Genomic DNA, 26110 nt, shown 5'->3' on the forward strand with positions numbered 1-26110 from the left:
CGCCTGATTGCGTTCGCTCAGCGGTCAATCTGACATCGATTATGGCCCGAACTGGGTGGAAAGCGATGGTCGACTTTCCACCCATTAGGGAATCTTACAGTATGAAATCGCCTGCGCTGAGATCCATCTGGCCGTCGAGGCGGATGTAGAGATCGGCGACGCCGTCGCCGTCGACGTCCATTTCCACGATGGTGCTGGTGCTGGTCTGGAAATAGCGCAGCTCACCCGCCGTCTGGCTGAAGGCCGAGGTGCCGATGAAGGCGAAGTTCTGGTCGCCCTCGGCAGTGCTGTCGGCATCGACATTGCGCAGGTTGATCCGATCGCCGTCCGACTGGCTGAAGTCGGTGATGATATCGGCGATGGCAAGCCGCGTGCCAAGCTCCGCCGCGTCCATGAAAATGAAGCTGTCGGCGCCCGCGCCGCCGGTCATCGTGTCGCTGCCCTTCTCGCCATAGAGCCGGTCGTTGCCATCGCCGCCGTCGAGCGTGTCGTTGCCCGTGCCGCCATAGACCTGGTCATCGCCGCCCATGCCGTGGAGCACGTTGACCCCGCCGACACCGCGCACGATGTTGTCGAGCCCGTTGCCGGTCCCGTCGTAATCGCCGGTGCGCATCCGCAACTTTTCGAGGTTGTCGCCCAGCGCATAGTCAATTCCGGCAATCACGCCGTCATTGCCCTCGCCGGCAAGCTCGAGCACGCTATCGCCCGCATCATCAACGAAATAGATGTCGTCGCCGGTGCCGCCGACCATCTCGTCATTGCCGGCCCCGCCGATCAGGGTGTCATTGCCGTCCTGGCCATAAAGACGGTCGTCGCCATCGTCGCCATAGATGCGATCCTTGCCGTCCTGGCCATAAATGCGATCATCGTCGCTGCCGCCCCAGGCCCGGTCATTGCCCTCTTCCAGCACAAGCACGTCCCGCCCGCCGTAGCCATAGACACGGTCGTCGCCATCCCCGGCATCAACGCGGTTTGCCCCGTCGTCACCTACAAGACGGTCACGGAAACCCGAGCCGACCAGGTTCTCGATCGAGACGAGCGTATCGATCCCGGCCGAAAGCGTGTCCTGTGCCCCTGCCGCACGCAGGTTTATGAAAACGCCGCCAGCCGCATCCGCATAGCTCGCGCTATCGCTGCCAGAGCCTCCATCGAGGAAATCGTCACCGATCCCGCCGTCCAGGAGATCGACACCGGCTTCGCCATAGAGAAGGTCGTTGCCGATCGCCCCGTAGAGCCGGTCGTTGCCGTCACCGCCGTGGATCTCATCGTCATTGCCATTGGTCTGCAGGACCGTGACCGAAAGATCGTCGCCATGGATTAGGTCATCGCCGCCATAGCCATAGATCTCGTCGTTCCCTTCGGAACCCTTGAGGAAATCCTTGTCGGCACCGCCTTGCACCAGCTCGGAATAGTAATTTCCGGCGAAATACATGCCGATGCCAGACTGCTGGAGGATATCCGAAAGCGCTATGCCAGGCGCATAAAAACCGAGATTACCGGCGCTTGTCAGTCCGGTCACATAGCCATTGACGTCGATCGACAAATTCCAAACGGGGAATGCCGATATGTCGAATTGGTCGGTCCCGGTCGTGAAGTCGGGGACGTACCAATAGGATCCCTGCGCAATGTCGCCGGCATGGTCATAGACATAGAGGTCAGCACCGGCCTCACCGTAGATGTAGCCGCTCGCTGCACCCAGATGGAAAATGTCGTTACCGTCCCCGCCGTAATAACTGTGCGACCAGAAGCTGGGGAGGCCATCTGTCCCTGGCCGATAGTCCCAACCGGCGGTGTAGACCGTGTCATCTCCGCCATACAGCGAATGGTAGGCCCCTGTATTCGAGATATCGTCGATCAGGGTTTCGGAGAATTCAGAGCCGAGAATGTAGACGGCCTCGACGCTATCCAGGACGACACCGAAGGACGAGAGGTCCGTAACGTCGATGACCAAAGGAATGCTTGTCAGAAGTTCTACGAAAAAGTCGTCATCGCCGTCGCCGCCATCGAGCTGATGGGTACTTCCATCATCGGAATAGGAAACCCAGAAATAATCATTCCCGGTTCCACCAAATACCTGGTTATTTCCGCCATAGAGGTAGAAATTGTCATTGTCCGCGTCACCGTGGATTGCATTCTCGCCTGCATAAATCTGGAAACCGTCATTCCCGGACCCGCCGTGGGCGACGCTGCTACCTCCTATCGAGCGGTCCCAATAATCCCCGATGCTGATCCAGTCGTCGCCATCGCCCCCCTCGAGCCAGTCGTCGTCGCCGCCACCGAAAATATTGTCATCGCCCTGGCCGCCGAAAATCTCGTCATTTCCGCGCTGACCCGACAGCGAATCATTGCCAAGTCCCCCGGTGAGGATGTCGTCGCCATTGCCACCGACCAGGTTGTCTTCGTCCCCGCCACCGAACAACTCGTCCTCGCCGTCGCCGCCGTAAAGGATATCTGCGCCATCTCCTCCGCTGAGTGAATCATTTCCCAATCGGCCGTAAATGGTGTCCGCGCCTGCGAGGCCGTCGATCACGTCGCGCCCACCTATCCCCAATATCGTATCGTTACCGGCGAAGCCTGTCTGGGTCAGAGTATGGGTGTGATTGTCCCACGACCATGATGCCACCTGGTTTCCATCCGCCGTATCGTCGCCATAGAGATACTGGATGGCTTCGATATCGAGAGGGCCGAGTTGGTCTGCGAAACCCGTGTGGGTATAGGACATGACCGTATTTGCGCGGTTGTCGAGCTCGGTATCCAGGATGGGATCACCCTCGAAAGGGTGTTTCAGGCCGACCGCGTGGCCGATTTCGTGAAGGATAACCGCATATCCGCCGGCTGCCGTATCGTCGAGAAAGACGTCGGAGGCGAAATTGGAATCGTAGTTCGTCGGGTAATAGGCGAACCCGGCAGCACCTCCGCCGAGCGCAGGGAAAAACGCCAGGTCGAACACATAGAAATTCATGTCGCCCATGCCCGAAGGCACTTCGAAGGCGGTCAGGCCACTGGCGTCGGTAAACTCGGCAATCGCCTGCCGGATCAGCGTGGCCTGTTCTTCCGTGAATTCCTGGAAGGTGTCGATCTGTTCCTGGCTCAGGGTCGGCAGGAGATAATCGGGAATCTGGCTAGCCAGCGAATAGCTGAAGAATGCGCCAAGGCCCGGAGCCATGCTCATGGAACTGCCTGAGATGAGCGAGGTGTAGTCGGATACCGTGGCCATGGCTTCGAGCGAAAGGACGAAGCCGTCCCCCATCGCCGCGCTTGTGCAGCAGGCCGTGCATCCGCAGGCAGGTGCGGGGCCGTGTGAAAACGATTGCTCGTTGCCGGAAACGGAAAGCAGCTGGAACTGCGTCATCAGGTCATGACTTTCCCGGGCAAGCTGCCTTCCCGATGCTTCGGCAATCAGCTGCTTTCCCTGAATTTCGGTATCGAACCACACGCCCATATAGCCCCCCATTGCGCTTACCCGCATTCGTGCGGCATCGCGCAAAGATTACCCGCGCCCAGAACGCGGTCACACCTCCGGTTGTGATTATTTTTAACGAACCCTCTCACAACCCTATTGCGCGCAGGGTGATAAGGCAAGGCGACGCCGGTACCCTGCCGACGTCGCTCTGTCTCCGGCACACTAGAGCACGAAGTCGCCCGCGCTGAGATCCATCTGCCCGTCGAGGCGGATGTAGAGATCGCCGACGCCGTCGCCGTCCACGTCCATTTCCACGATGGTGCTGGTGCTGGTCTGGAAATAGCGCAGTTCGCCTGCCGTCTGGCTGAACGCCGAGGTGCCGATGAAGGCGAAGTTCTGGTCGCCCTCGAGGTTGATGTTGGCATCGACATTGCGCAGGTTCATCCGGTCGCCGTCCGACTGGCTGAAGTCGGTGATGATATCGGCGATGGCAAGCCGCGTGCCCAGCTCGGCTGCATCCATGAAGATGAAGCTGTCGGCGCCCGCGCCGCCGGTCATCGTGTCGCTGCCGTTCTCGCCATAGAGACGGTCGTTGCCATCGCCGCCGTCGAGCGTGTCGTTGCCCGTGCCGCCGTAGATGCTGTCATCGCCGCCCATGCCGTGGAGCACGTTGACCCCGCCGACACCGCGCACGATGTTGTCGAGCCCGTTGCCGGTCCCGTCGAAATCGCCGGTGCGCATGCGCAGGATCTCGACATTGTCGCCCAGCGTATAGTCGAGCCCGGCGATCACGCCGTCATTACCCTCGTCGGCCAGCTCGAGCACGCTGTCGCCCGCATCGTCGACGAAATAGATGTCGTTGCCGGTGCCGCCGACCATCTCGTCATTGCCGGCCCCGCCGATCAGCGTGTCGTCATCGGCCTGGCCGTAGAGACGGTCGTCGCCATTGTCGCCATAGATGCGGTCGTTGCCGTCCTGGCCGTAGATCCGGTCATCGTCTGCGCCGCCCCAGGCGCGGTCCCGGCCTGTGTCGAGCACGATGACATCGTTGCCGCCATGGCCGTAGACACGGTCGTCGCCATCCCCCGCATCGACGCGATTTGATCCATCGTCGCCTTCGAGGCGGTCACGGAAATCCGAACCGACCAGGTTCTCGATTGCTACCAGAGTGTCGATGCCGGCCGAAAGCGTGTCCTGCGGACCACCTGCAAGCAGCCGCACGAAAACGCCAGCAGAAGCGGTGGAGTAGGACGCGGTGTCTTCTCCAGCATCCCCGATCAGGATATCGTCCCCGGCGCCGCCTATCAGCGTGTCGTTACCCGTGCCGGCATCGATCGTGTCGTTACCGCCCAGGCCGTTGATGATATCGTTCCCGCCGAGGCCGTAGATGAAATCGTTTCCGCTGCCGCCAGAGATTTCTTCATCCTCTGCAGTTCCGCTTATCTCCTCGCCGCCCACAGACGAGTAGTAACCCTGGACGAAGTCCCGGTCGTTTTCTTCGGCATCCCAAGTGACCACGAACCCGTTGTCCGCGAGCGCCGACATTTGAAAATCGGCCGGGTCGATCTGGCCTGTAGCCATGGTGATGAGGGGACCGTCGGCATTGCCGGCAGCATCGTATCGTTGGGCGTGATAGATGTATTCGCCGAAATTATCGTAGTTCCATGCAACTACGAAGCCCCCGTCCGAGGTCCCGATAACAGAAGCCTCTGTAAAAACGGCCGCAGGCGAAGTGTTGACATAGAACTTGCTGCCGACTGTCTGGCCGTTGCTGTCGAAAAGCGCTGCACCGATATTGCCATTTCCGGTTGCCCAGACTGTTACGAAGCCTCCGCCCTCCAAGCTTGCGACATCCGGTGCGGCGAAATAATCCGGGCTGGTGCCCAGCAAGGTCGTGCTTATCGCGGTGCCATCGGCCGAATAGCTGCGCACGTAGTTCTGATAGGTCCAGATGTCCGCGACTTCGTCATAGACATCGATCTGCCAGCCTATCGCAAATCCGCCTCCTGCGAGCCCCGTGATACTGATGTCGTATGAGTTTGGAATCGAGATGGTGTTGCCCACAGCGTTGCCCAGATGGTCGAAGATCCGGACTCCAGCACTCCAATCGGAATAATCCTGGTAGCTGACGACGAACCCGCCGCCCTCCAGCGAAGTGATATCCATCGCGTAAACCGATCCGCCGCCCTCGAGCAGCTCGAAATTCAGCCCGATGCGGTTGCCCGACGAATCAAGGAGCTGTGCGTAAATCTCCTCTTCGTAGAGTTCGTAGCCATATTCCGGATCGTAACCTGCGACCGATTCCTTGGTCCAGACGACAAGCACATTGCCGTTGGCAAGGACGGTTACTTCGGGATTGTCGTCTTGAGCCACAGTCGACAAATTGACCTGGAACGCAGGCGTAGTGGGCTGCCCCGATGCATCGTAATAGATGATGTAGATTTCGTCGTCACCGTCGCCCCCTGGATCGCTGTTGCGATTGTAAGCAACGACGAAACCCCCATCGAGCAGGGTCGCAACGGAAGGATCCTCCGCCGAATAGGTTAGACCATTATCGACGACGAAAATATCACTGGTACTCATGAGAACGACCCCCGAAAAACCTATCAAAAACAGAATGAATTGATATCGTCGGGCCTTACATTGCCGTCTCTGGCCCCACATCACCCATTCGGGTTATGGTTCGCGATCAGCCTGCATTTTTAGACAGGACACCTATTGCGCGGACGACCGCGGCGATCTCGGCCTGCCTGGTGCATCCGAGCCGGGCAGCCGCATCGCGGACCTGTACCTTTATGGTCTCGCGCGAAACGCCGCGGACTTTGGCCATCTGCTCGATGGTTCGTCCCTCCGCCAGTCCCATCGCGACGGCAGCCTGGGCAGAGCTGAGGCCAAACAGGCCGCTCAGGCGCGCTGGTGTATCGGGCGACATTGCGGAGGGGTCGCGCACAACCAGCATCGCGCCCCTTGTCGTCGCATCGATCGGCATGGGCAGGATGTCGAGGGTCAGGGGAACATCGTCTTCCCGCGCGATCGCTATCAGCGCGGGAGCCGGGGACGGGGATGTCGCGCGGGCCAACCCGTCTTCGATTGCACGGGCGCTTTTGCCGACAATGCCGATACGGCCCCACTTCACGATGAATAGGGATGATGCCTGCAGCAAAGCCTCCCCGGCCGCATTCGCGCGAAGAAGTCGTCGCTTGCTGTCCACGATAAGGGTTGCCACGGGGCTGGCATCGGCCAAGGCGCCAGCCAGTTCGCGGCTGCTTTCCAGCTGCGCCAACTGGGCACGCAACGCCACCGCCCTGCCGACATGCGGCGCGATACGGGCCAGCGCACGCTTGCCGGCGGTCGAGAAACCCTGCGACGACTTTCCGCGGTGGATGGCGAGCGATCCCTTGCCGTGCGGGGAGCTCCCGGAAATCGACAGGGCGCGAAACGTATCGTCGCCGATTTTCCTGAAGAACTCGTTGTAGAGGCGACTTTTGCTGTAGCGTTCATCCGAGACCAGCTCGGCATTGTCGATCAGGACATTGGCGCGGAAATTGGAAAGGTTTGAAAGTGTCCAAGGATCCTCGGCCGCATAATCCCTGAGATAGCTCTCGATGTCGCTCTCCGCGAAATAACCGTTGTGCCCGAGGAAGCGCTGCGCGCCATCGGTATAGACCCAGCCGACGACAGCCGACCTGCCGCCGGCGATGGACGCCAGTTTGCCGGGCAAGTGGGCAAATGCCTCGTCATCGAAAAGCGCGTCGTAGATCTCCTCGCTGCGCAACCTGCGTCTCTCCTGACCTGAACGAGTAGGGAAAGATGGTCTAGGCTGCTGAAAGTCAACCAAATTCGGAGCAATGATCTCCGAGGCGGGATTTCACGTCGCAAACAGCATCGCGTCGTCGGCGAAGGCTTTCATCTCCAGCGCGTTGCCGCTGGGGTCGCGAAAGAACATCGTTGCCTGTTCGCTCGGCTGGCCCTTGAAACGGATCGTGGGTTCGATGGCGAACTCCACTCCTGCCGCCACCAGCCGGTCGGCGAGCGCCTGCCAGTCCTCCATCGCCAGCACCACGCCGAAATGGGGGACGGGGACATCGTGGCCGTCGACCGGGTTGCTCGCCCGGTCGCCCGCCTCGCCGCCAAGGTGCGCGACGATCTGGTGGCCGTAGAAATCGAAGTCGATCCATTCCTCGCTGCTGCGACCCTCGGCACAGCCCATCAACCCTCCGTAGAAGGCGCGGGCCTCGGCAAGGTCGCGGACGGGGAAGGCGAGGTGGAAGGGGCGCAGGCTCATGGCGTTCGTCTAGCGGCAATGACGTTCGTCGCATAGCCATCCCGTTCAGGCTCGACACGCCCAAGCTGAACCTCTACCGGCCTTTGCATACGCAGGGGAAGCGCATGAAGATCATCATCGGCAACAAGAACTATTCGAGTTGGTCGCTGCGCGGCTGGCTTGCGGCCAAGCAATCGGGTCTCTCCTTCGAGGAGATCACCGTGCCGATGGGCGGCGAGGCGTGGGACGAATTGAAACAGGACGATAGCGGCACGCAGCCCTCGCACGGCAAGGTCCCGATCCTGTGGGACGGCGACAATGTGGTGTGGGACAGCCTCGCCATCCTCGAATATCTCGCCGACAAGGTCGGGCGCGACCGCTTCTGGCCCAAGGATGAAACCGCGCGCGGCATGGCGCGGTCGATGGTGGCGGAAATGCACTCCTCCTACTTCGCGCTGCGCGGCGAATGCCCGATGAACGTAAGGAAGCGTTTCGACGGTTTCGAGCCGAGCGAGGCGTGCAGGGCGGACATCCTGCGCATCCTGTCGCTATGGGCGGAAGCGCGCAGCCGCTTCGGCAATGGCGGACCGTATCTCTTCGGCACCTTCGGCGCGGCGGACGTGTTCTTCGCCCCCGTCGTCAGCCGTTTCATCAGCTACCAGATCCCCGTCCCGGGCTTTGCCGCCGCCTATATGCAGGCCATGTGGGAGCACGAATGGATGCAAGGGTGGGTCGAGGCATCGGAAAACGAAGAATGGGTCATCGAACAGTACGAAACCGTTTCCTGACGCTGGTCGCGGCGTGCCTCGCGCTATTGCCCGCGCCCGCCATGGCCTGGGGCGAGTTCGCGCATCGCACCACGGCCAGTATCGCGATGGAGAACGTCTCGCCCGGCACGGCGCGCAAGATCGCGCGGCTGCTGGAAGCCGCACCGCAGCTCGGCGTGCCCGACTGCCCGCTCGCCACGCTGGAGGACGCGGCCTACTGGCCCGATTGCATCCGCAAGGATTATTGGCGCTGGGGCTATACCTTCGCCTGGCACTATCGCACCGCGCCGGTGTGCGAGGCCTATAACCCGCGCGCCAATTGCTCGGGCCAGAACTGCATCCTTGCCCAGATCGAGCGCAACCAGCGCATCCTTGCCGACGAGGGCCTGCCGGCCAATGTCCGGCTCGAGGCGCTGGTCTTCCTCGTCCACTTTATCGGCGATGTGCACATGCCGCTCCATTCGGGCGACCATGAGGATCGCGGCGGCAACGATATCGAGGCCGCCTATGGCATTGCACCGGGCCTCAACCTGCACTGGATCTGGGACGGCCCGCTGGCAGAGCGCGCGATAACTTCTTCGCCCGTCCCGCTGGTGCGCCGCTATACTGCTGCAGAGCGCGAGGAACTCGGCGGTGGCACTTCGGCAGACTGGGGCCGCGAAAGCTGGGAGACGAGCCGCGATTTCGTCTATCCCAACGCCTTCGACCGCCCTGCCTGCGAGGGCGAGGATTATGCCGACGAAACCGCGCTGACGCAGGAGGACATCCTCCGCGCCATCCCGATCTCGCAGCGCCGCGTCACGCAGGCGGGCATTCGCATGGCCGAATATCTCGACGCGGCCTTCGCGCCGGGGCCATTGCCGGAGCCGGAACGCTAGAAGTCGCTGCCGTCTTTGCGGTGGAAACCGCGACCATTGGTCAAATGCATGTCGATATCGGGATAGTGGCAATCGCTCGAAGCCGGCCTGCCGATCACAACATACACGCAACGCTGGTCGCTGCGGTTCTGGATGACATGACCGTTGCCATCGCCCTTGGGGAAGGCGGAAATGTCTCCCGGGAACATGATCGTATCGCCGCTATCGTCGACCAGCGTGCCTTCGCCCTCGATCATGACAAGCAACTCGTCTTCTTCCTCGTGCCAGTGGCGCTGCGCGGACCATGCGCCCGGTTCCAGCACCACATGGCTTGCTCCAAAATCGGTGAGACCCGATGCGGGAGCGAGCCTGCGGTAATGGCGCCCCTGGACCGCGCCCGCATATTCGGGCGGATATCCCGTCGCATTGGTCTGGGGGATGGCGTCGAGATCGAGCTTGGGCATTGGCGCACACTCCTGCTAGCGCGATGACAATGACTCAGGTTCTCGATCTCGCCAAGCGGTTGATGTCCGCGAAAAGCGTCACCCCTGCCACCGGCTCCGTGTTCGACGAGATGGAGGCCATGCTCGCACCGCTCGGCTTCGAAGTGACCCGCTTCACCCGCGGCGACGGGGCTGAAGGGACGCCCGAAGCGCCGGTCGAAAACCTCTTCGCGATCCGCAAGGGGCCGGAAGGTTCGAAGCACTTCTCCTTCGCGGGGCACCTCGACGTGGTACCTCCCGGCGGCGGCTGGGCTTCGGACGCATTCGAGCCCGAAGTGCGCGGCGACCTCCTCTACGGACGCGGCGCGGTCGACATGAAAGGCTCGATCGCCTGCATGGTCGATGCAGTGGCGGCCGTTCCGGCAGAGGCAGGCACGATCAGCTTCATCATCACCGGCGACGAAGAAGGCCCTGCGCTTCACGGCACGCGCGCGCTGATCGATTTCATGCGCGAGGCGGGACACCAGCCAGACCTGTGCCTCGTCGGCGAACCCACCAGCGTCAACCGCCTAGGCGACATGATGAAGATCGGGCGGCGCGGCTCGGTCAATATCTGGCTCGAGGTCGAGGGAACGCAAGGCCACGTCGCCTATCCGCACCTTGCCGATAATCCCATCCCCAAGCTGGTCGCCATGCTCGCCGAACTCGACGCTCTGGTGCTCGATGAAGGCAACGACTGGTTCCAGGCGTCCAATCTCGAGATCACCGATCTGGAAGTCGGCAACCAGGCGCACAACGTAATTCCGGAAAGGGCCGAAGCGCGCATCTCGATCCGCTTCAACGACGAGCATTCGGGAGCCTCGCTGTCGGAAATGGTCATGGCCATCGCCGAAAGGCACGGGGGCGTCGCAAAACCGATCATCTCGGGCGAGCCCTTCCTGACGCCTCCCGGCGAATTCAGCGACATCATCGCCAACGCAGTGAAGGCGGAGACCGGCCTCGATCCCGAGCCGAGCACGACCGGCGGTACCTCGGACGCCCGCTTCCTGCGCGCCGTGTGCCCGGTGATCGAATTCGGCCTCGTCAACGCGACCATGCACAAGCGCGACGAGGCGGTAGCCATCGAAGACCTTTCCACGCTAAGCCGCATCTACGCGCGCATCGCCAAGAACGCGCTGGCATAAATCAAAGGGACGTGAGGGGACACACATGCTGAGGACCTGGTTCGAAATTCCGCTGTGGCAGCGCGTGCTGACCGCGCTCCTGCTCGGCGTGCTCACCGGCTATGCCTGGGGCCCCGAAGCGGAAAGCATCAAGTGGATCGGCGACTTCTTCATCAAGTCGATCAAGATGCTGGTGGTCCCGCTGATCTTCTTCAGCCTTGTCGCAGGCGTTGCTGCCATCGGGGATTTGAGAAAGCTCGGCGCCGTCGGTGGGCGGGCGATGCTGCTCTTTATCGTCACCGGCCAGATCGCCGTGTGGCTGGGCCTCGCTCTCGGCACTTTCGTCCAGCCGGGCGCGGGCGTCGACACCAGCGCGATCCAGAAGGGCGTGACGCCCGAACCCAACCCGACCACCGCGGTCGACATGATCCTGTCGATCGTGCCCGAAAGCCCGGTGCAGGTGATGGCCGATGTGGCGGTGCTCCCGCTGATCGTATTTTCCATGCTGATCGGCATCGGCATATTGATGGCCGGCAAGGATGGCGAGCCGGTCCAGAAGATCTTCGATAGCGGCGCAGTGGTGATGCAGAAGGTCACGATGATCGTGATGGAGCTGACCCCCTTCGGCGTCTTTGCGCTGATGGCATGGGTGGCGGGCACGCTCGGCATCGACGCGCTGATCAGCCTCGCCAAGCTGGTCGGGCTCAACTATCTCGGCTGCCTGCTGATCATCGGCGTGATCTACGGCAGCATGATCAAGTTCCTCGCCAAGCTGCCGGTGCGAGACTTCTTCCGCGGGATCATCGACGCGATGGCGGTGAGCTATTCGACCGCCTCCTCGAACGCCACGCTGCCCGTGACCCTGCGCTGTGCGGAGCGGAACCTCGGCGTCTCGAATTCGGTGGCGAGCTTCGTCATTTCGCTCGGTGCGACGATCAACATGAACGGCACCGCGATGTATCTCGGCCTCGCCACGCTGTTCGGCGCACAGATCTTCGGCGTCGACTTGTCGATGGGCGACTACTTCCTGATCTCGATCCTAGCCACGCTGGGCGCTGTGGGCGCAGCGGGCATCCCGGGCGCGGGCCTGATCATGATGGCCTTGGTCTTCGGCGCGGTCGGCGTGCCGCTGGAAACGATCGCCTTCGTCGCCGGTGTCGACCGGATCATGGACATGATGCGCACCACCACCAATGTCAGCGGCGATGCCGCGGTGGCGACCACCGTGGCGGTGATGACGGGCGAGATCGATACCGTGGAGATGATCTCGGCGGACGATGTCTGAGAGGGAAGTTCGATGAGAGCACTAAGCCTGACCGCTGCAGTGGTCTTTGCGATGTCGGCCGGTCCTGTATTGGCCGGACCATCGCCGGAGAGCTCGCCTTCGGCTGGGACGGAAGCAGCTTTTGCGAATAGCGCAGAGGATGTGATGACCCTTTGGCTGCGAGCACGCGAAAGGGGCGATGCCGAGGCCATGACCGGATTCTATGAGAAAGACGGCAAGCACTCGACCGCGCGCACTTTTGCGGGGCACGCCGAAATCCTGCCGATGTTCGAACATAGTCTTGCTACCGTCGACAGTCTCATATTGCTGGACCGACACCTTGTCACACAAGGCGATTACGCTTTCGAAACGGGGGTCGTACGTCAGCAGGGCGTCATCGAAGGCCAGAGGTTGCAGCTCGACGCCGAATACGTCGCAGTACTGGCAAGTCAGGAAGACGGCACTTGGCTAATCAGGCACCTCATTGGCGGTAATGTGAAAATGGGCCCGGTCGCTTCGGACTAGTACGACCGCTGACAAGGATTCTGGACTTGTCAGGTGAGATCGGCCCAGAGCCTACTACTGTCGTTCGAATACCAGCACGCTATCGCCCGTAAGCACGAGCGAATTGCCGCCCTGCGTCAGAGCGGCGGGTGGTTCGGAAAAGAGTACCTTCTCGGCTTTTTCCTGGAGCTCCCGGTCGGCATCGAAGCGCGGGTGGCACCCTGCTGCGGTTATGATCGCATTCCCGATCTCGATGCGTGTGCCGGCCACTGTGTAGTCCGTCAGGAAGCTGTTGCAGGCGATCGCTCCGCGCACATTGCCGTCGGCTCGGAATTCGAGCGAAATTGCATTGGCGATCGGGTGATTGTCGATCCTCGCCAGCTCCCAATTGCCGATGAGCGAAGCCTGGTCGATTGCGCGATCGGCGACGGGAAGGGGTGTCACGCATGCGCTGAGCAGGAATGCGCAGGCGGCCGTTGCTGCCATGTAAGCTTTCATGTCGAACAGAACCGCCGCCGGGCGGGATGGGTCCGGGATCGAGGGTGTTTGCAACACGCTTGGAGGACGCGCGAACCTTGCGGTGACCTGGGTGGGCAAACGATTTCCGGGGGACGACCTTGAGGGATCAGGTCACGGTCCGCCGATAGAGATGCCAGGTCGCGTGGCCGAGCACGGGCAGCACGACGAACAGCCCGACGAACAGCGGCAGGATCGCGGCAAACAACGCCAGGGCAATCATCACTGCCCACAGCAGGAGAACGGCGAAGTTGTTTCCCAAAGCCTTGAAACTGGCGATGATCGCCGTGATGAAATCGACATCGCGGTCTACGAGCATGGGCAGGCTCATGACGGTCATGGCGTAGAACAGGAAGGCGATACCGGCGCCCACGGCCCCGCCGAATGCAAGCATCGTCAGCCCGGTGGTCGAGCGCAGGAATACCATTCCTTCGCCAAGGCCCGCCGACGCAGAAAAGATCGCGAAAATCATATGCGCAATGATGACCCAGAAGGCGAAGCCGACGAAGATAATACCGCCGATCAACAGCAACTGGTGATCGCCGCGTCCGCCAAGCGCGCCCAAGATCGCGGGCCAGCCCATCTCCATGCCGCGATCGCGTCGGCGACTTACTTCGTAAAGGCCGACCGCGGTGAAGGGTGCGAGCAGCGGGAAGCCTGCAACGGCAGCGATCAGCCAAACTGCCTCGCCGCGCACCATGAACAGGTAATACAACACCACGCCGGAAAATGCGTAGAACGCTGCGAAGAACAGACCGTATTGCGGTTTGGCCAGAAAATCGCGCCATCCTGCCGCTAGCGCAGCGAAAAGATCGCGCGTTGTCAGGTTATCCGCAATCGCGATGTCGGTCCCGGCTATCCCCGCTCCCATGTTTTCTCTCCCTCCGCGTAAATTTGCCGCAGGTCGGGTGGCGGTTCAAGCAGCATGCGCCCCAACGCTAGATCGAACTGAGCGCCGTCATCAGTACAATAACCGCCATCGCCACGATGATCACCGAACCGATCGTCCAGAAGGTCGCGCGGATGTCGTGGATCTGGCCGGTGGCGTAGGCGAGAAAGTGGAATATCCGCGAGATCGCGTAGCCGTAGAAGAGCCACTGCGCGAGAACGAGGCCCGGCCCGGTCAGCACGAACAGCAGGCCGACCACGAGGAAGAACGGGATGTTCTCGAGGTGGTTGGCCATGATCCGGCGATAGCGCTCGACCGGCTCGAACGCGCCAACCTGGCCCTCTGCCGGAACGGGATTGAGCGGTGTCTTCTTGGCATCTTCGGGCGCGCGGTAGCCCGCCTTGTGCCGCATCATCTGGATCACGGTGATCCACGCGGTCGCCACTGCCAGCAGCACCATCGCACTCGCCGCCAGCGCATAGGCGGCGAAAACCGGGCTATCGAAAGTCAGCATGTATCCCACAGGTTGCCGCGATCATTCCGGAGATTCGGTTTCCGCGGCCACGGCTTCGTTATTCTCCTGCGCTGTGTCCGGCGCGCAGTTTTCTGCACAAATGGTCGTGCGCGACGGAGTGAATCCGCCGCTGACCCGAATGCGCGTCCCGCTCTGCATCTCGTAGGTTTCGGTATCGCTATAAGCGAGCGCGTCGCCGCTATCCTGGATGGCGTAGACCGCGCTTGCATTTCCGCCGCGCCCGCGTCCGCGTCCACGCGCACGAACCCGTTGGGCCGCGCGTCTCGTATTCCTTCGCGGGGTGGTCTGGATCGCCCGTGTCGCACCATCGAGGCTGCCCCTGATCGCTCCGCCTAGGCGGCTTTGCGCGCGCGCCTGGCCCGAGCTTCCCGACAGGATCACGCCAGTTTCTACAGCATCCTGCGCCGATGCGGGCGCCGCCGCGCAGGCCGCAGCGCCCAGCGAAAGTCCCGCAATAAATACCGTGATACGCATCGCATTCCCTCCCCGAAATACGGCTGTGATGATGCGCTTTCCGGGGCGATTTCGCAAGTCGGCGGCTAGGATTTGCGCTTTGGCTTCTCCAGCACCTTCTTCTTGTAGCTGCACAAATCCACCACCGGACAGCGCCAGCATTCGGGCGTGCGCGCCTTGCAGGTATAGCGGCCATGCAGGATCAGCCAGTGATGCGCACCCAACCGGAAGGGCTGGGGCACGCGCTTTTCCAGTTTCGCCTCGACCTGCTCGGGCGTCTTGCCTTTCGCGAGGCCGGTCCGGTTTCCGACCCGCAATATATGCGTGTCGACCGCAAAGGTCTCCTGACCGAACCAGCAGTTGAGGACGACATTGGCCGTCTTGCGACCCACGCCCGGCAAGCGGACCAGGTCCTCGCGCGTATCGGGAACCTCGCCGCCATATTCGTCGACCAGCAATTGGCTAAGCGCGATCACGTTCTTGGCCTTGGAATTGAACAGGCCGATCGTCTTGATGTGCTCCTTGAGGCCGTCTTCGCCCAGTTCAATCATTTGTGCAGGCGTTGTGACCTCGGCAAATAGCGCGCGGGTGGCCTTGTTCACCCCCACGTCGGTTGCCTGAGCGGACAGGGCGACGGCCACCACCAGCTGGTAGCAATTGCCATATTCCAGCTCTGTCTCGGGTGAGGGATTGTCCTCGGCAAGCCGCCGGAAGAACTCGAAAATCTGGTCATTTGTCATCTGGGACGGTGTCTTATCCCGGCGCGCAGGAACGGCAAGGCCGCAACTAGCCAGACTGCCGAGAAAACCGCCAGTGCCGGCATGAACAGGTGCCAGCGCTCGGGCTCGATCACCAGTGGCCCCCAGCTCGCCAGGAGCGCGCCGATCATCGCGGCAAAGATCAGGCGCGAGGGGATTTTCCCGAGGATTCTCGAGGCCTTGCTCCAATAGAGGACCGGCAATGCAATGGCGGCGATTGCGCCGAGCCATAGCGGCGGATGATATCCCGGGATGGCCCCGGGAAAGGCGATGGAATATCCGGAAAAGAGCAGGACGAATCCCAGCAGAACGCCGCCCAAGGCGGCGAAAAGCTTCACAGGCCGAGCACCTGGTCCATCGTGTAGCGCCCTTCATCGCGCCCGCGCAGCCACTCCGCCGCACGCACAGCACCGCGGGCAAAAATTGCCCGGTTCTCCGCGCTGTGCGAGAGGGTAATGCGCTCTTCGTCACCGGCCAGGATGACGCTGTGCTCTCCGGCCACGGTACCACCGCGAAGGCTTGCAAATCCGATCGCTCCGTCGGATCGCGCGCCGGTATTGCCATCACGCCCGCGTTCGGAATTGTCCGCCAGAACAATACCGCGCCCTTCCGCGGCAGCCTCGCCCAGCAACAGGGCAGTGCCCGAGGGCGCGTCCACCTTGCGGCGGTGGTGCATCTCGAGGATCTCGATATCCCAGTCGCTGTCGAGCCGCTTCGCCGCCTCGCGTACGAGATGCGCCAGCAGCGTGACGCCTAGCGAGGTATTGCCCGTCTGCAGCACAGGGATGGCCCGTGCCGCCTGGTCGATCGCGGCATGGTGCTTGTCGCCGAGGCCGGTCGTTCCGATGACGATGGGAATGCCCGCACCGACCGCAGCATGGAGATTGCTTTCAAGCGCGCCCGGGGCGGAAAAATCGACCAGCACGTCCGAGACATCGGCCAGCTTGCTAACATCGTCGCCCTTGTCCGCGCCGCCGGCATAATCGTGACCCGAGGCCTCGATTACGTCGCGCAGCGCCTCGCCCATTGCGCCCTTCGAACCGATTACGCCGATGTTTGCCATTGTGTTTCCCTGTGTTTGCGTGGTTCATGGCCCCTATGAACGACATCCGCAACATCGTCGTCCTTACCGGGGCGGGCATTTCGGCAGAGAGCGGGATCGATACCTTCCGCGATGCCGGAGGGCTATGGGAGCAACACCGGGTCGAGGACGTCGCCACGCCAGAGGGGTTCGCGCGTGATCCGGAACTGGTCCAGCGCTTCTACGATGCGCGGCGCGAAGCAGTGCGGACAGTTACGCCCAACCCGGCGCACGAAGCGCTCGCGCGGCTCGATGCCGGGTGGGAGGGGCACCTGCTCATCGTCACGCAGAATGTCGACGACCTCCACGAGCGCGCAGGGGCGAAACGTGTGCTGCATATGCATGGCGAATTGCTGAGCGCGCTGTGTGCGAAATGCCAGGCGCGGCACGCCTGGAGCGAGCCGCTCATCGATCGCCCAGCCTGTCCGGGATGCGGCGAGCAGGCCTTGCGCCCCGACGTCGTTTGGTTCGGCGAAATGCCCTACGAGATGGACCGTATCTATGCCGAATTGCGCCGGGCGGACCTGTTCGTCAGCATCGGAACAAGCGGCGCGGTCTATCCGGCTGCGGGCTTCGTCAGGGATGCTCGTGAACTTGGCGCCCGCACGCTCGAACTCAACCTCGAACGGAGCGAGGGTTCGTACTGGTTCCACGAATCGCGGCAGGGCAGGGCAGGTGAACTGGTGCCTCGATGGGTCGACGAAATTCTGTCCATCGAGGGCTGATCAAGCTTCGCGGCAGCGCACCCAGCGCTTCTTGCCCTCGCGCCATATCGAGCCGTCATAGGCGCGCGCCTCCTCGTTCCAGTCGGCGACCAGGGTAACTTCAGCCTCGCCTGTCTCCATGCTCACCATGGCTAGGCGCATCTCGCTCCCTTGCATCCACCACTGGGTAGCTTCGGCGGCAATTTCCCGGCCTGCATCGGCAAGCCTGGCGAGGAACAGTCCTGCGCTCGGCACATGGCCAAAGCCGAGCACGATCTCGACCGGTTCGGGCCCTGCGGTGCTACACGCCATTCCGCCCGTGGCATGGGCAGGAACGGCCAGAGCGGCGAGGGGAAGGGCGAGGGCTGCTTTTCTCATGCCGCACAAATTGCGCAAATCCGCATGAATAGGCGATTATCGCAGCGAGCAGCCCTTGCATTCGGGATCCTTGGCGATGGCGAATTGCCGCATTCCCGGACGCATGCCGTCGAGCAGATTGACCATGCTCCACTGCGGGTCGCCATATGCGCTTACGCCATCAAGGAGCACGCGCACGGCGTGTAGCGCGGCGAAGCTGCCGACCCATCCGGCCATTGCACCCAGCATGCCGTCTTCGGCACAGGTGTCGCAATCATCGGCATCGAAAGCATCGCCGACGAAGCAGCGGTAACAAGCTTCGTCAGGCAGGTGTCCCGCAAAGGCGCCGACCTGTCCTTGGAAGCGCCCCACGGCTGCGGAAAGCAGCGGGGTTCCGGCCTTCACGCAGGCATCGGAAACGGCGAGGCGCGTGGCGAAATTGTCGGTGCCGTCGAGCACGAGATCGGTCCCTTGAACCAGCGCGGCGGCACGCCCTGCATCGATCCGGCGGTCGCTTATCTCGACATCGAGCGCGGGGTCGAAAAGCGTCACCCAGCGCTTGGCCGAGATGGCCTTGCCGTGACCGATATCGCGTTCGTTGTAGAGCGTCTGGCGTTGCAGATTGCTGACATCGACCTTGTCGTCGTCGACCAGCGTCAGCTTGCCGATCCCCGCTGCGGCGAGATATTGCAGCGCCGGGCTGCCGATCCCGCCAAGGCCCACGAGCACGAGATGCTTGCGCGCGAGGGCGGCCTGTCCCGCCCCGCCGACCTCGGGCAGGACGATGTGGCGTGCGAACCTTTCGAGCCGGTCCTCGCCCAGCGCACTCACGGCTTGATCTCCGGTGCGGCAGGCAGGCGCTCCTTGCGAAATCCGTGCATCCCGTTCCACCATTGCAGGGCGATCACCGCGCCCTTCGAAGGCTGCAGCAGCCCGATCAGCATGACGATGGCAACGGGGATGATGATCGCAAGGAGAGCGAGCGCCGAGAGCGCGAAACCGGTCACCAGCGCGATAATGACAGGCGCGAGCAGATGGCCGGTCACGAAGATACCGATATAGGCGGGAAGGTCGTCGGCACGCTGGCCCGAGATGTCGAGCGCACAGTTTGCGCAGGCATCGACAGGCTTCAGCCAGCGGCGAAACAGCGTGCCTTCGCCGCAGCGCGGGCAGCGACACAGCGTGCCGCGCCACAGGGTCTGCCACAGGTTGGCAGGCAGTTCGTAAGGCTGGCCGGAAGCATCCGGCCTATCCGTGGACAAGCTCATGGACAGCCTGTTGGCAGCATGTTGGCAAGCTGTCGACAGGCCTCTGCGATGGACCTGCCGACGAGCACTCCCCTCCTCGAAACGCGAGCCGAAGGGCTTGGGGTGTCAGGTAATCAGCTTTCCAGCTGGCGCAGCAGGCTGCGCACGTCGCCATCCATGTCGGCATCGCGCTGGCGCAGGTCCTCGATCAGGCGGACGGCATGAATGACCGTCGAGTGATCGCGCCCGCCGAACTTGCGGCCGATTTCGGGATAGCTGCGCGGGGTCAGCACCTTGGAGAGGTACATGGCCACCTGGCGCGGGCGGACGACGGCACGCGCGCGGCGCTTGCTCGACATCTCGCTGCGGTCGATGCGGTAGAACTGGCACACGGTGCGCTGGATCTCGTCGATCGTGATCCGGCGGCGGTTGGCCGAGAGGATATCGGTCAGCTGCTCTTCGGCGAGCTGGAGCGAAACTTCCTGCCCTGTCAGCTGCGCATAGGCGATAAGCTTGTTGAGGCCGCCGACGAGCTCGCGGACATTGCGCGTAATCGTGCGGGCGAGGAATTCGATGACGTCCTCGGGCACGGCGAGCGGCGCGAATTTCGACAGCTTGGAGTGCAGGATCTTCTTGCGCAGTTCGATATCGGCCGGCTGGATGTCGGCGACAAGGCCCATCGACAGGCGCGAAAGGAGGCGCGGTTCGACCCCGTCCAGAGCCTGCGGGGCACGGTCGGCGGCGAAGACGAGGCGCTTGCCTTCGGCCAGAAGCGCGTCGATCGTGTAGAGCAGTTCTTCCTGCGCCGAAGCCTTGCCGATGATGAACTGGATGTCGTCGACCAGCAGCAGGTCGAAGCTGCGCAGGCGGGCCTTGAATTCGATCATCCGGTTGGCCTTCAGCGCCTGGACGAACTCGACCATGAAACGCTCGGCGCTGCAGTAGAAGATGCGGCTGCGGTTGTGCGTCTGCAGGAATGTGTGGCCGATGGCGTGGAGCAGGTGCGTCTTGCCCTGGCCGGTCGCGCCCTTGAGGTAGAGCGGGCTGAACTGCGGCTTCTCGGTCGCGGACATGCGCTGCGCAGCGTTGAAGGCGAGGATATTGGCCTCGCCGGTAATGAAGGCGGCAAAGGTCAGCGAAGCATCGAGGCCGACGCTGGAAGTGAAGCCGGCATCGCCGAGCGTGTCGGCACCGATCGCCATCATCGAGGTATCGGCATCGTTCGCCGGACGACGGCCATCGTTGTGGAGGCGCAGGTCGGCGACCTGGCGGCGGCCCGGATGAACCGAGATGGCAACCTTGCGCACTTCGCTGCGCGCAATCTTCCAGGCGAGCGAGAGCCGATCGGCGAAGCGGTCCTTCACCCAGTTGGCGCTGAATTCGGTCGGCAGGAAAAGGTCGAGCGTGCCGGTGTCCGGATCGATCTTGCCAAGCTGGATCGGCTTGATCCACTGGCTGTGAAGCTGGTGACCCAGATCCTTTCGCAGGCCCTGGCTGATATCAGCCCAGTCGGCCGCGAGGTTCACCGCCTCGAGATCTTCCATTTCGTCAGTCGCCTTCCGCTTGCCCGTCGGGCCGCCCATCTTCGCCATTATAGTTTCATTCCCCCCGGAACGACCGCTTGCGGGTCGCATAGTTGCCTTGGCCTTGCGGGGAGCAGGCACGGCTCTGCCCTCTCCCGGAATCACGTGATTCACGGGTGGTCCCTCCCCTTGGCCATCGATGTGAAAACTCGGGCTGTCCCCCCCGAGCAGGTCTATTGTGTAGGTCGCACCCGCGATGAGTCGCAAGGGGGATAACTGCAAAAAATCTGAAATAAACTTGTTGACTCGGCGCTACCCCGCAGCCCGCCGTTCATGTCATTGAAAAACGTAGAAATTGCCGAATTTTCCATGCGAATCGCAGGATTTGCGTGACTTAGGTTGCAGCAAAGTTACCTGCGGGTTTCGAAGTGCAACGCGAACATGACAAAGGGGCCGCCGCGATGTGCGGCGACCCCTTTCAAATTTGCTTGTCCGGCCCGAGCCGGAGCCGAATCAGAGAGCGGCGACGCGCTTCGTCAGGCGGCTCAGCTTACGCGAGGCGGTGTTCTTGTGCATCACGCCGCGAGCGACGCCGCGAGCCAGTTCGGGCTGGGCGATCTTGAGCGCGGTCTGTGCGGCATCCTTGTCGCCCGCTTCGCATGCGGTTTCGACCTTCTTCACAAAACCGCGAATGCGGCTCATGCGCGCACCGTTGATTTCGGCGCGGCGGTTGTTGCGACGGATGCGCTTCTTGGCTTGCGGCGTATTGGCCATGTTTGTCCTCGATCGAGCCGCAACCTGTCGCGGCGGAAAATTCTGTCTGGGCGTGTCGAAAAAGGCGGACGAACCGCCGGAAAGCGGCGCACTTAGCTTCGCGATCCCGAATCGTCAAGCAAATCGTCTTGCGAGTGCGGAACCTGCTGCGGCGCGCCCTGTTGCCCCTATATGGTAAGCGCACAAGGAAAGGACAAGGCGTGAGCGAGAAGCTGGAACTGAGCGAGGCCGAATGGCGCGAGAAGCTGACGCCCGAGCAATATCGAATCCTGCGCGAGAAGGGCACCGAGCGGGCCTTCACCGGCAAGTATGAAAAGAACAAGGCGGCAGGCGAATATCACTGTGCCGCCTGCGGCCAGCTGCTGTTCGAGAGCGACACCAAATACGACAGCGGATCGGGCTGGCCGAGCTTCACTGCTCCGGCCGAGGGCGATTCGGTCGAGGAGCACCGCGACGTCACTCACGGCATGATCCGCACCGAGGTCGTCTGCGCCAAATGCGAAAGCCACTTGGGCCATGTTTTCCCCGACGGACCGGGCGAGACAGGCCTGCGCTACTGCATCAATTCCGCCTCGCTCGATTTCGAGCCGGAGGATTGAAGCGGGCAGCTTCCACAAGTGTGGTCGCGTTCACCCGAGGTTACGTCTCGCCATGGAAGATTGTGGCGGATATAGGGCAGCGCAACGGATCATGAGGAAGTCGCACTAGATGGACAAGAGAGGCAGCCGCCGCAGGAAGAGCACGCGTGCCGCACGCGCAAGGCGGGCCGAAGCGGAAGGCAAGCGCGATTATTCCGGCGTGAAACTGTGGGGCAAGCGTATTGCCTTGTGGGGCGGGGGCGCAGTTGTCCTCGGCCTGATCTTCCTCGGGATCGCAGTGGCCTTCGCGGCGCGCTCGCTTCCGAGCTATTACCAGCTCAAGGCAACCCAGAACGCGCAGACGATTGTGGTGCGCGCCCGCGACGGATCCGAACTGGTCGAGCTGGGCCCGAGCTATGGCAAGTGGCTTACCTCCGACGAGATCCCGCAGGTGATGAAAGATGCGATGGTCGCGGTCGAGGACAAGCGTTTCTATTCGCATTTCGGCACCGACCCCGTGCGACTTACCGGGGCGGTGATCGAAGGGATTACCGGTGAGCGCTCGCAGATCGGCGGTACGTCCACGATCACTCAGCAGCTTGCCCGCAACATCTTCCTCAACAACAATCGCTCGCTCGACCGCAAGCTGCGCGAGGCGGTGCTGGCGATGGCGCTGGAATGGAAATTCTCCAAGGACCAGATCCTCGAGCTTTACCTCAACAAGGTCTATTTCGGGGGAGGTGCCTACGGCATCGATAGCGCGAGCCGGAAGTTCTTCAGCCACCCGGGCACCCAGCTCAGCACGGCGGAGGCTGCGATCATCGCGGGCCTCGTAAAGGCGCCGAGCCGCTATTCGCCCACCGCCGACGTCGATGCCGCTGTCGGGCGTGCCGGCGTGGTCCTTCAGCTCATGCGCGAGCAGGGCAAGATCAGCGCGAGCGAGGCCAATGTCGACGTCTCGGCAGTTAAGCTGAAGCAGGAGACCGGCACGAACTCGGTCCGCTATTTCACCGATTGGGCGCTCCCACAGCTCGACTTGCTCCTGCCGGAAACCTTCGAACCGATCGAGGTCTGGACCACGCTCGACCCGGGCATGCAGAAGGCTGCAACGGCGGCCGTGGCGGGCAACGCGCCCGACGGGGCGCAGGGGGCGCTCGTCAGCCTCGACCGCGACGGTGCGATCCTCGCCCTGGTCGGCGGTACCGATTACGTCGAGACCAATTACAACCGCGCCACCAATGCGCTGCGCCAGCCTGGTTCGAGCTGGAAGCTGTTCGTTTTTCTCGCCGCGCTGGAAGCCGGGTACACTCCCAACGACCGTGTAGTGGATACCCCGGTCAGCATCGGCGGATGGAGCCCGAGAAATTCGAATGGCCGCAATATCGGCGAAACGAACCTGCGCACTGCTTTCGCCTATTCGATCAACACGGTCGCCGCACAGCTCGGAAACGAAGTCGGCTTCGGCCAGGTCGCCTCGATGGCGCGTCGCTTCGGCATTACCACGCCGATCAACAGCTATCCGGCGATGGTCCTCGGATCGAACGAGGTCCGTCTGCTCGACATGACGCGCGCCTTTGCCGCGGTCTCGGCTGGCGGCTCCTCGGTCGAACCTTACGGTATCGTCAAGGTGACAACCTCCGACGGCGAGCTGCTGTACCAGCACAAGCGCGCCCGCAGCACGCAGCTTGTGCCCGATCATGTCGCGCGCGGCATTACCGACCTGCTGCAGGCGGCCGTCCAGACCGGCACGGGCCGGGCGGCGCAGATCGGTCGCCCCGTGGCGGGCAAGACCGGCACGACCAGTTCCAACAAGGATGGCTACTTCGTCGGTTTTTCGAGTGGGATCACCACCGGCGTATGGATGGGCCGCGACGACAACAAGCGTGTCGGCGGGCTTCAGGGCGGACGCGCTCCCGCCCAGGCCTTTGCTGCCTACATGCGCTACGCGGTCAAGGATCGTCCGGTCGAGGAATTCGACACCGAGCTTCAGCTGCCCGAATGGCAGATCGACGAGGAGGATGACTTCTTCTTCGGCGATCCGGACGATTATTATTACATCGACGAGCAGGGCAACCTGATCGAGCCGGGCCGCAACGAAGGGCCGGGAGGAGCGATCCCGTTCCCCGAGGACAGCTCGGGTGAGGGCGAAGTCGACCTGACGCGCCCGCGCCAACAACAACAACAGCCACGCGTCCAGCGTGTCCCGGCGCCCCGCCAGCCTTCGACAGGTCGCGGGGCCGATGGCGCTCCGCAGGCGATCGACGACGATTTCCTCGACGGCGTGATCGGACGCGACAGGCCGAGGCCCAGCCCTACGCCGACCCAATCCCCTAATTGATCGAGGCAATAGAAAAAGCCCTCCCGGCGCGAACCGGGAGGGCTTTTTGTTGCCCTCAGTGGCTCTGCCTTAGCGCAGGCGCACCGCGATATATTGCGGCGAGCCACCACGGCGCTGAACCCGCAGGAGGACCGCATCGCGGTCGTCTGCCTGGGCTCCGCGGACGGTCTTTTCCAGATCGGCGACTTCGACCACCGGGCGGTAGTTCGCCGTCAGAATAATGTCGCCGCGGCGAAGACCCTTGCGGGCAGCATCCGAATTCTGGTCGACCGCGCCGATTACGAGGCCGCGCGTGTTGGCATCCGCACCAAGCTGGCGAGCGATCGTCGCCGTCAGGGGCAGAACCTGCAGGCCGAGGCTTTCTTCGATCACCTCGTTCTCGCTCGGTGCCATGTCGTCTTCCGGCTCGGCATCGGGATCGAACATCTGGCTCTGCCGCAGTTCTTCCTCGCTCGGACGCTTGCCCACGGTGACGTTGAGACTGCGGCGCTGGCCGTCGCGGATCACTTCGAGCGGGATGGTCGTGCCCGGAGCAATATTGGCAACGAGATAGGACAGCGTCTGGTCGGGGGTAACATCGCGGCCATTGACCTTGAGCACGATGTCGCCGGGCTCGATACCCGCACGCGCGGCGGCCTCGCCGGGCTGGACCATTTGCACGATCTCGCCGCGATTGCGTGGAAGGCCGAGCGAAGAGGCCACGTCCTCGGTCACCGGCTGGATCTGAATGCCGAGATAGCCGCGCTCGATTTCGACGCCGCGAACGAGCTTGTCGACGATCGGCGCCGCGGTTTCAGCCGGGATGGCAAAGCCGATGCCCACGCTGCCGCCGGTGGGCGAGATGATGGCATTGTTGATGCCGATCACATTGCCCTGCATGTCGAACAGCGGGCCGCCCGAATTGCCGCGGTTGATGCTGGCATCGGTCTGGAGATAGCGGTCGTAGGCGCCGCCACCGCCGGTAGAGCGGAGCACGCTCGAGATGATGCCGCTTGTCACCGTGCCACCGAGGCCGAAGGGGTTGCCGATGGCAATGACCCAGTCGCCCACGCGCGCATCGCCCGAATTGCCGAAGCGCACAAAGGGGAAATCTTCGCGGCGGTTGACCTTGAGGACGGCGAGGTCGGATTGCGGATCGGTGCCGACCAGCTCGGCTTCGTATTCGGTGCCATCGGGCAGCGTGACCGAGATTTCCTCGACCGAACCGCGTCCGTTGGGGCTGACCACATGGTTGTTGGTGACGACGTAACCATCGGCCGAAATCAGGAAGCCCGAGCCCAATGACTGGCCTTCGCGATATTGCGGTTCGGCATCGTCCTGCCGGCCGCGACGCTGGTTGAACAGGCCTTCGAAGGGCGTGCCTGCAAAGGGATTGCCGCCGTTGGACTGCACCTCGATGCGCTGGCGGGTCGAGATATTGACCACTGCCGGCTGCAATTGCTCGGTAAGGTCGGCAAAGCTTTCGGGAGCACCGGCACGCGGGACCACCCGTGCCATCTGCGAATCGTCGTTTTGCGCGACCTGCGCTCCTGCCGGGAATCCGGCGAGGGAGAGAGCGGCACCACCAGCAAGCAGGGTGGCGGTTACGGAATAGGCATATCGCACTGGCTTCACGTCCTTTTCTTCAATCCTCTTTTGTCGCGTATGGCGCGGGCACCTTTGATTATGCAGCCACGCCATTGCGGTTCCGCA

The 26110-nt window shown here is 62.5% G+C and carries 26 protein-coding genes; 8 read left to right on the plus strand and 18 right to left on the minus strand.

Going from position 1 to position 26110, the window contains the following annotated elements:
- Positions 1-94: 94 nt before the first annotated feature.
- The 4 genes from K3178_RS14280 to K3178_RS01760 all read right to left on the minus strand — a co-directional run bounded on the left by K3178_RS14280 (position 95) and on the right by K3178_RS01760 (position 7688).
- On the minus strand, positions 95-3469 hold the full coding sequence (locus tag K3178_RS14280) for a reprolysin-like metallopeptidase (protein ID WP_221569666.1): 3375 nt from the start codon (positions 3467-3469) through the stop codon (positions 95-97).
- Positions 3470-3625: 156 nt separating this feature from the next.
- Positions 3626-5986 (minus strand): calcium-binding protein, encoded by a 2361-nt coding sequence (locus K3178_RS14285; RefSeq protein ID WP_221569667.1) that lies wholly within the window; start codon positions 5984-5986, stop codon positions 3626-3628.
- Positions 5987-6092: 106 nt separating this feature from the next.
- A complete protein-coding gene (locus K3178_RS01755) occupies positions 6093-7178 on the minus strand; it encodes a helix-turn-helix transcriptional regulator (RefSeq protein ID WP_221569668.1) in 1086 nt (361 codons plus the stop codon).
- 93 nt (positions 7179-7271) lie between these two features.
- The gene (locus K3178_RS01760) at positions 7272-7688 is read right to left on the minus strand and encodes a VOC family protein (protein ID WP_221569669.1); all 417 of its coding nucleotides are present in this window, start codon (positions 7686-7688) and stop codon (positions 7272-7274) included.
- A gap of 104 nt (positions 7689-7792) precedes the next feature.
- Here K3178_RS01760 and K3178_RS01765 point away from each other — a divergent pair, with 104 nt between their 5' ends.
- Entirely contained in the window at positions 7793-8455 is a 663-nt protein-coding gene (locus tag K3178_RS01765) for a glutathione S-transferase family protein (protein WP_221569670.1), read from the plus strand.
- Complete coding sequence (locus K3178_RS01770; RefSeq protein WP_221569671.1) at positions 8422-9312, plus strand: S1/P1 nuclease; 891 nt, start codon at positions 8422-8424, stop codon at positions 9310-9312. The genes K3178_RS01765 and K3178_RS01770 overlap by 34 nt, the downstream gene beginning before the upstream one ends.
- On the opposite strand, the gene K3178_RS01775 is transcribed toward K3178_RS01770, so the two are convergent.
- Entirely contained in the window at positions 9309-9755 is a 447-nt protein-coding gene (locus tag K3178_RS01775) for a cupin domain-containing protein (RefSeq protein ID WP_221569672.1), read from the minus strand. The genes K3178_RS01770 and K3178_RS01775 overlap by 4 nt on opposite strands.
- Positions 9756-9784: 29 nt before the next feature.
- On the opposite strand from K3178_RS01775, the gene dapE reads away from it, so the two are divergent.
- From dapE to K3178_RS01790, 3 genes are read left to right on the plus strand one after another with little or no spacing between them, the layout of a single operon-like run.
- Positions 9785-10918: a succinyl-diaminopimelate desuccinylase gene (gene dapE / locus K3178_RS01780; RefSeq protein ID WP_221569673.1), complete on the plus strand. Its 1134-nt coding sequence runs from the start codon at positions 9785-9787 to the stop codon at positions 10916-10918.
- Positions 10919-10943: 25 nt separating this feature from the next.
- Positions 10944-12182: a dicarboxylate/amino acid:cation symporter gene (locus tag K3178_RS01785; RefSeq protein WP_221569674.1), complete on the plus strand. Its 1239-nt coding sequence runs from the start codon at positions 10944-10946 to the stop codon at positions 12180-12182.
- 12 nt (positions 12183-12194) lie between these two features.
- Positions 12195-12686: a YybH family protein gene (locus K3178_RS01790; protein WP_221569675.1), complete on the plus strand. Its 492-nt coding sequence runs from the start codon at positions 12195-12197 to the stop codon at positions 12684-12686.
- A gap of 54 nt (positions 12687-12740) precedes the next feature.
- Here K3178_RS01790 and K3178_RS01795 read toward each other — a convergent pair whose 3' ends face one another.
- From K3178_RS01795 to dapB, 7 genes are all read right to left on the minus strand, one after another.
- Positions 12741-13151, minus strand: coding sequence for an META domain-containing protein (locus K3178_RS01795; RefSeq protein ID WP_221569676.1), 411 nt, complete (start codon positions 13149-13151; stop codon positions 12741-12743).
- Between the two features lie 139 nt (positions 13152-13290).
- Positions 13291-14052: a DUF2189 domain-containing protein gene (locus K3178_RS01800; protein WP_221569677.1), complete on the minus strand. Its 762-nt coding sequence runs from the start codon at positions 14050-14052 to the stop codon at positions 13291-13293.
- Positions 14053-14119: 67 nt separating this feature from the next.
- Complete coding sequence (locus K3178_RS01805; RefSeq protein WP_221569678.1) at positions 14120-14584, minus strand: MAPEG family protein; 465 nt, start codon at positions 14582-14584, stop codon at positions 14120-14122.
- Between the two features lie 21 nt (positions 14585-14605).
- Positions 14606-15079: a hypothetical protein gene (locus tag K3178_RS01810; protein ID WP_221569679.1), complete on the minus strand. Its 474-nt coding sequence runs from the start codon at positions 15077-15079 to the stop codon at positions 14606-14608.
- A gap of 65 nt (positions 15080-15144) precedes the next feature.
- Positions 15145-15798, minus strand: coding sequence for an endonuclease III (nth, locus tag K3178_RS01815; RefSeq protein ID WP_221569680.1), 654 nt, complete (start codon positions 15796-15798; stop codon positions 15145-15147).
- Entirely contained in the window at positions 15795-16154 is a 360-nt protein-coding gene (locus K3178_RS01820; protein ID WP_221569681.1) for a hypothetical protein, read from the minus strand. The genes nth and K3178_RS01820 overlap by 4 nt, the downstream gene beginning before the upstream one ends.
- Positions 16151-16879 carry a 4-hydroxy-tetrahydrodipicolinate reductase gene (gene dapB, locus K3178_RS01825; protein ID WP_221569682.1) on the minus strand — a complete coding sequence of 243 codons (729 nt, stop codon included), beginning with the start codon at positions 16877-16879 and terminating at the stop codon, positions 16151-16153. The genes K3178_RS01820 and dapB overlap by 4 nt, the downstream gene beginning before the upstream one ends.
- Before the next feature lie 35 nt (positions 16880-16914).
- Here dapB and K3178_RS01830 point away from each other — a divergent pair, with 35 nt between their 5' ends.
- The gene (locus tag K3178_RS01830; RefSeq protein ID WP_221570746.1) at positions 16915-17622 is read left to right on the plus strand and encodes an NAD-dependent deacylase; all 708 of its coding nucleotides are present in this window, start codon (positions 16915-16917) and stop codon (positions 17620-17622) included.
- On the opposite strand, the gene K3178_RS01835 is transcribed toward K3178_RS01830, so the two are convergent.
- The 5 genes from K3178_RS01835 to rpsT all read right to left on the minus strand — a co-directional run bounded on the left by K3178_RS01835 (position 17623) and on the right by rpsT (position 21502).
- Positions 17623-17979 carry a hypothetical protein gene (locus K3178_RS01835; protein WP_221569683.1) on the minus strand — a complete coding sequence of 119 codons (357 nt, stop codon included), beginning with the start codon at positions 17977-17979 and terminating at the stop codon, positions 17623-17625.
- Between the two features lie 36 nt (positions 17980-18015).
- Positions 18016-18780 (minus strand): HesA/MoeB/ThiF family protein, encoded by a 765-nt coding sequence (locus K3178_RS01840; RefSeq protein ID WP_221570747.1) that lies wholly within the window; start codon positions 18778-18780, stop codon positions 18016-18018.
- 5 nt (positions 18781-18785) lie between these two features.
- Positions 18786-19226, minus strand: coding sequence for a DUF983 domain-containing protein (locus tag K3178_RS01845; protein ID WP_221569684.1), 441 nt, complete (start codon positions 19224-19226; stop codon positions 18786-18788).
- 113 nt (positions 19227-19339) lie between these two features.
- The gene (dnaA, locus tag K3178_RS01850) at positions 19340-20797 is read right to left on the minus strand and encodes a chromosomal replication initiator protein DnaA (RefSeq protein ID WP_221569685.1); all 1458 of its coding nucleotides are present in this window, start codon (positions 20795-20797) and stop codon (positions 19340-19342) included.
- 444 nt (positions 20798-21241) lie between these two features.
- On the minus strand, positions 21242-21502 hold the full coding sequence (gene rpsT / locus K3178_RS01855) for a 30S ribosomal protein S20 (RefSeq protein WP_221569686.1): 261 nt from the start codon (positions 21500-21502) through the stop codon (positions 21242-21244).
- Positions 21503-21702: 200 nt separating this feature from the next.
- Here rpsT and msrB point away from each other — a divergent pair, with 200 nt between their 5' ends.
- Entirely contained in the window at positions 21703-22101 is a 399-nt protein-coding gene (gene msrB, locus K3178_RS01860) for a peptide-methionine (R)-S-oxide reductase MsrB (protein ID WP_221569687.1), read from the plus strand.
- A gap of 109 nt (positions 22102-22210) precedes the next feature.
- Positions 22211-24418, plus strand: coding sequence for a transglycosylase domain-containing protein (locus tag K3178_RS01865; protein ID WP_221569688.1), 2208 nt, complete (start codon positions 22211-22213; stop codon positions 24416-24418).
- A 69-nt stretch (positions 24419-24487) separates the two neighbouring features.
- Here K3178_RS01865 and K3178_RS01870 read toward each other — a convergent pair whose 3' ends face one another.
- Entirely contained in the window at positions 24488-26023 is a 1536-nt protein-coding gene (locus K3178_RS01870; RefSeq protein WP_345719864.1) for a Do family serine endopeptidase, read from the minus strand.
- Between the last annotated feature and the right edge of the window lie 87 nt (positions 26024-26110).

The sequence above is a fragment of the Qipengyuania sphaerica genome, assembly GCF_019711595.1.
GTDB lineage: Bacteria > Pseudomonadota > Alphaproteobacteria > Sphingomonadales > Sphingomonadaceae > Qipengyuania > Qipengyuania sphaerica.

Excerpts from the sequence above, each read along its gene's own strand:
- K3178_RS14280 (WP_221569666.1), bottom strand. The coding sequence starts at position 3,469 with ATGCGGGTAAGCGCAATGGGGGGCTATATGGGCGTGTGGTTCGATACC.
- K3178_RS14285 (WP_221569667.1), bottom strand. The coding sequence starts at position 5,986 with ATGAGTACCAGTGATATTTTCGTCGTCGATAATGGTCTAACCTATTCG.
- K3178_RS01760 (WP_221569669.1), bottom strand. The coding sequence starts at position 7,688 with ATGAGCCTGCGCCCCTTCCACCTCGCCTTCCCCGTCCGCGACCTTGCC.
- K3178_RS01765 (WP_221569670.1), top strand. The coding sequence starts at position 7,793 with ATGAAGATCATCATCGGCAACAAGAACTATTCGAGTTGGTCGCTGCGC.
- K3178_RS01770 (WP_221569671.1), top strand. The coding sequence starts at position 8,422 with ATGGGTCATCGAACAGTACGAAACCGTTTCCTGACGCTGGTCGCGGCG.
- K3178_RS01775 (WP_221569672.1), bottom strand. The coding sequence starts at position 9,755 with ATGCCCAAGCTCGATCTCGACGCCATCCCCCAGACCAATGCGACGGGA.
- dapE (WP_221569673.1), top strand. The coding sequence starts at position 9,785 with ATGACTCAGGTTCTCGATCTCGCCAAGCGGTTGATGTCCGCGAAAAGC.
- K3178_RS01785 (WP_221569674.1), top strand. The coding sequence starts at position 10,944 with ATGCTGAGGACCTGGTTCGAAATTCCGCTGTGGCAGCGCGTGCTGACC.
- K3178_RS01790 (WP_221569675.1), top strand. The coding sequence starts at position 12,195 with ATGAGAGCACTAAGCCTGACCGCTGCAGTGGTCTTTGCGATGTCGGCC.
- K3178_RS01795 (WP_221569676.1), bottom strand. The coding sequence starts at position 13,151 with ATGGCAGCAACGGCCGCCTGCGCATTCCTGCTCAGCGCATGCGTGACA.
- K3178_RS01800 (WP_221569677.1), bottom strand. The coding sequence starts at position 14,052 with ATGGGAGCGGGGATAGCCGGGACCGACATCGCGATTGCGGATAACCTG.
- K3178_RS01805 (WP_221569678.1), bottom strand. The coding sequence starts at position 14,584 with ATGCTGACTTTCGATAGCCCGGTTTTCGCCGCCTATGCGCTGGCGGCG.
- K3178_RS01810 (WP_221569679.1), bottom strand. The coding sequence starts at position 15,079 with ATGCGTATCACGGTATTTATTGCGGGACTTTCGCTGGGCGCTGCGGCC.
- nth (WP_221569680.1), bottom strand. The coding sequence starts at position 15,798 with ATGACAAATGACCAGATTTTCGAGTTCTTCCGGCGGCTTGCCGAGGAC.
- dapB (WP_221569682.1), bottom strand. The coding sequence starts at position 16,879 with ATGGCAAACATCGGCGTAATCGGTTCGAAGGGCGCAATGGGCGAGGCG.
- K3178_RS01830 (WP_221570746.1), top strand. The coding sequence starts at position 16,915 with ATGAACGACATCCGCAACATCGTCGTCCTTACCGGGGCGGGCATTTCG.
- K3178_RS01835 (WP_221569683.1), bottom strand. The coding sequence starts at position 17,979 with ATGAGAAAAGCAGCCCTCGCCCTTCCCCTCGCCGCTCTGGCCGTTCCT.
- K3178_RS01845 (WP_221569684.1), bottom strand. The coding sequence starts at position 19,226 with ATGAGCTTGTCCACGGATAGGCCGGATGCTTCCGGCCAGCCTTACGAA.
- dnaA (WP_221569685.1), bottom strand. The coding sequence starts at position 20,797 with ATGGCGAAGATGGGCGGCCCGACGGGCAAGCGGAAGGCGACTGACGAA.
- rpsT (WP_221569686.1), bottom strand. The coding sequence starts at position 21,502 with ATGGCCAATACGCCGCAAGCCAAGAAGCGCATCCGTCGCAACAACCGC.
- K3178_RS01865 (WP_221569688.1), top strand. The coding sequence starts at position 22,211 with ATGGACAAGAGAGGCAGCCGCCGCAGGAAGAGCACGCGTGCCGCACGC.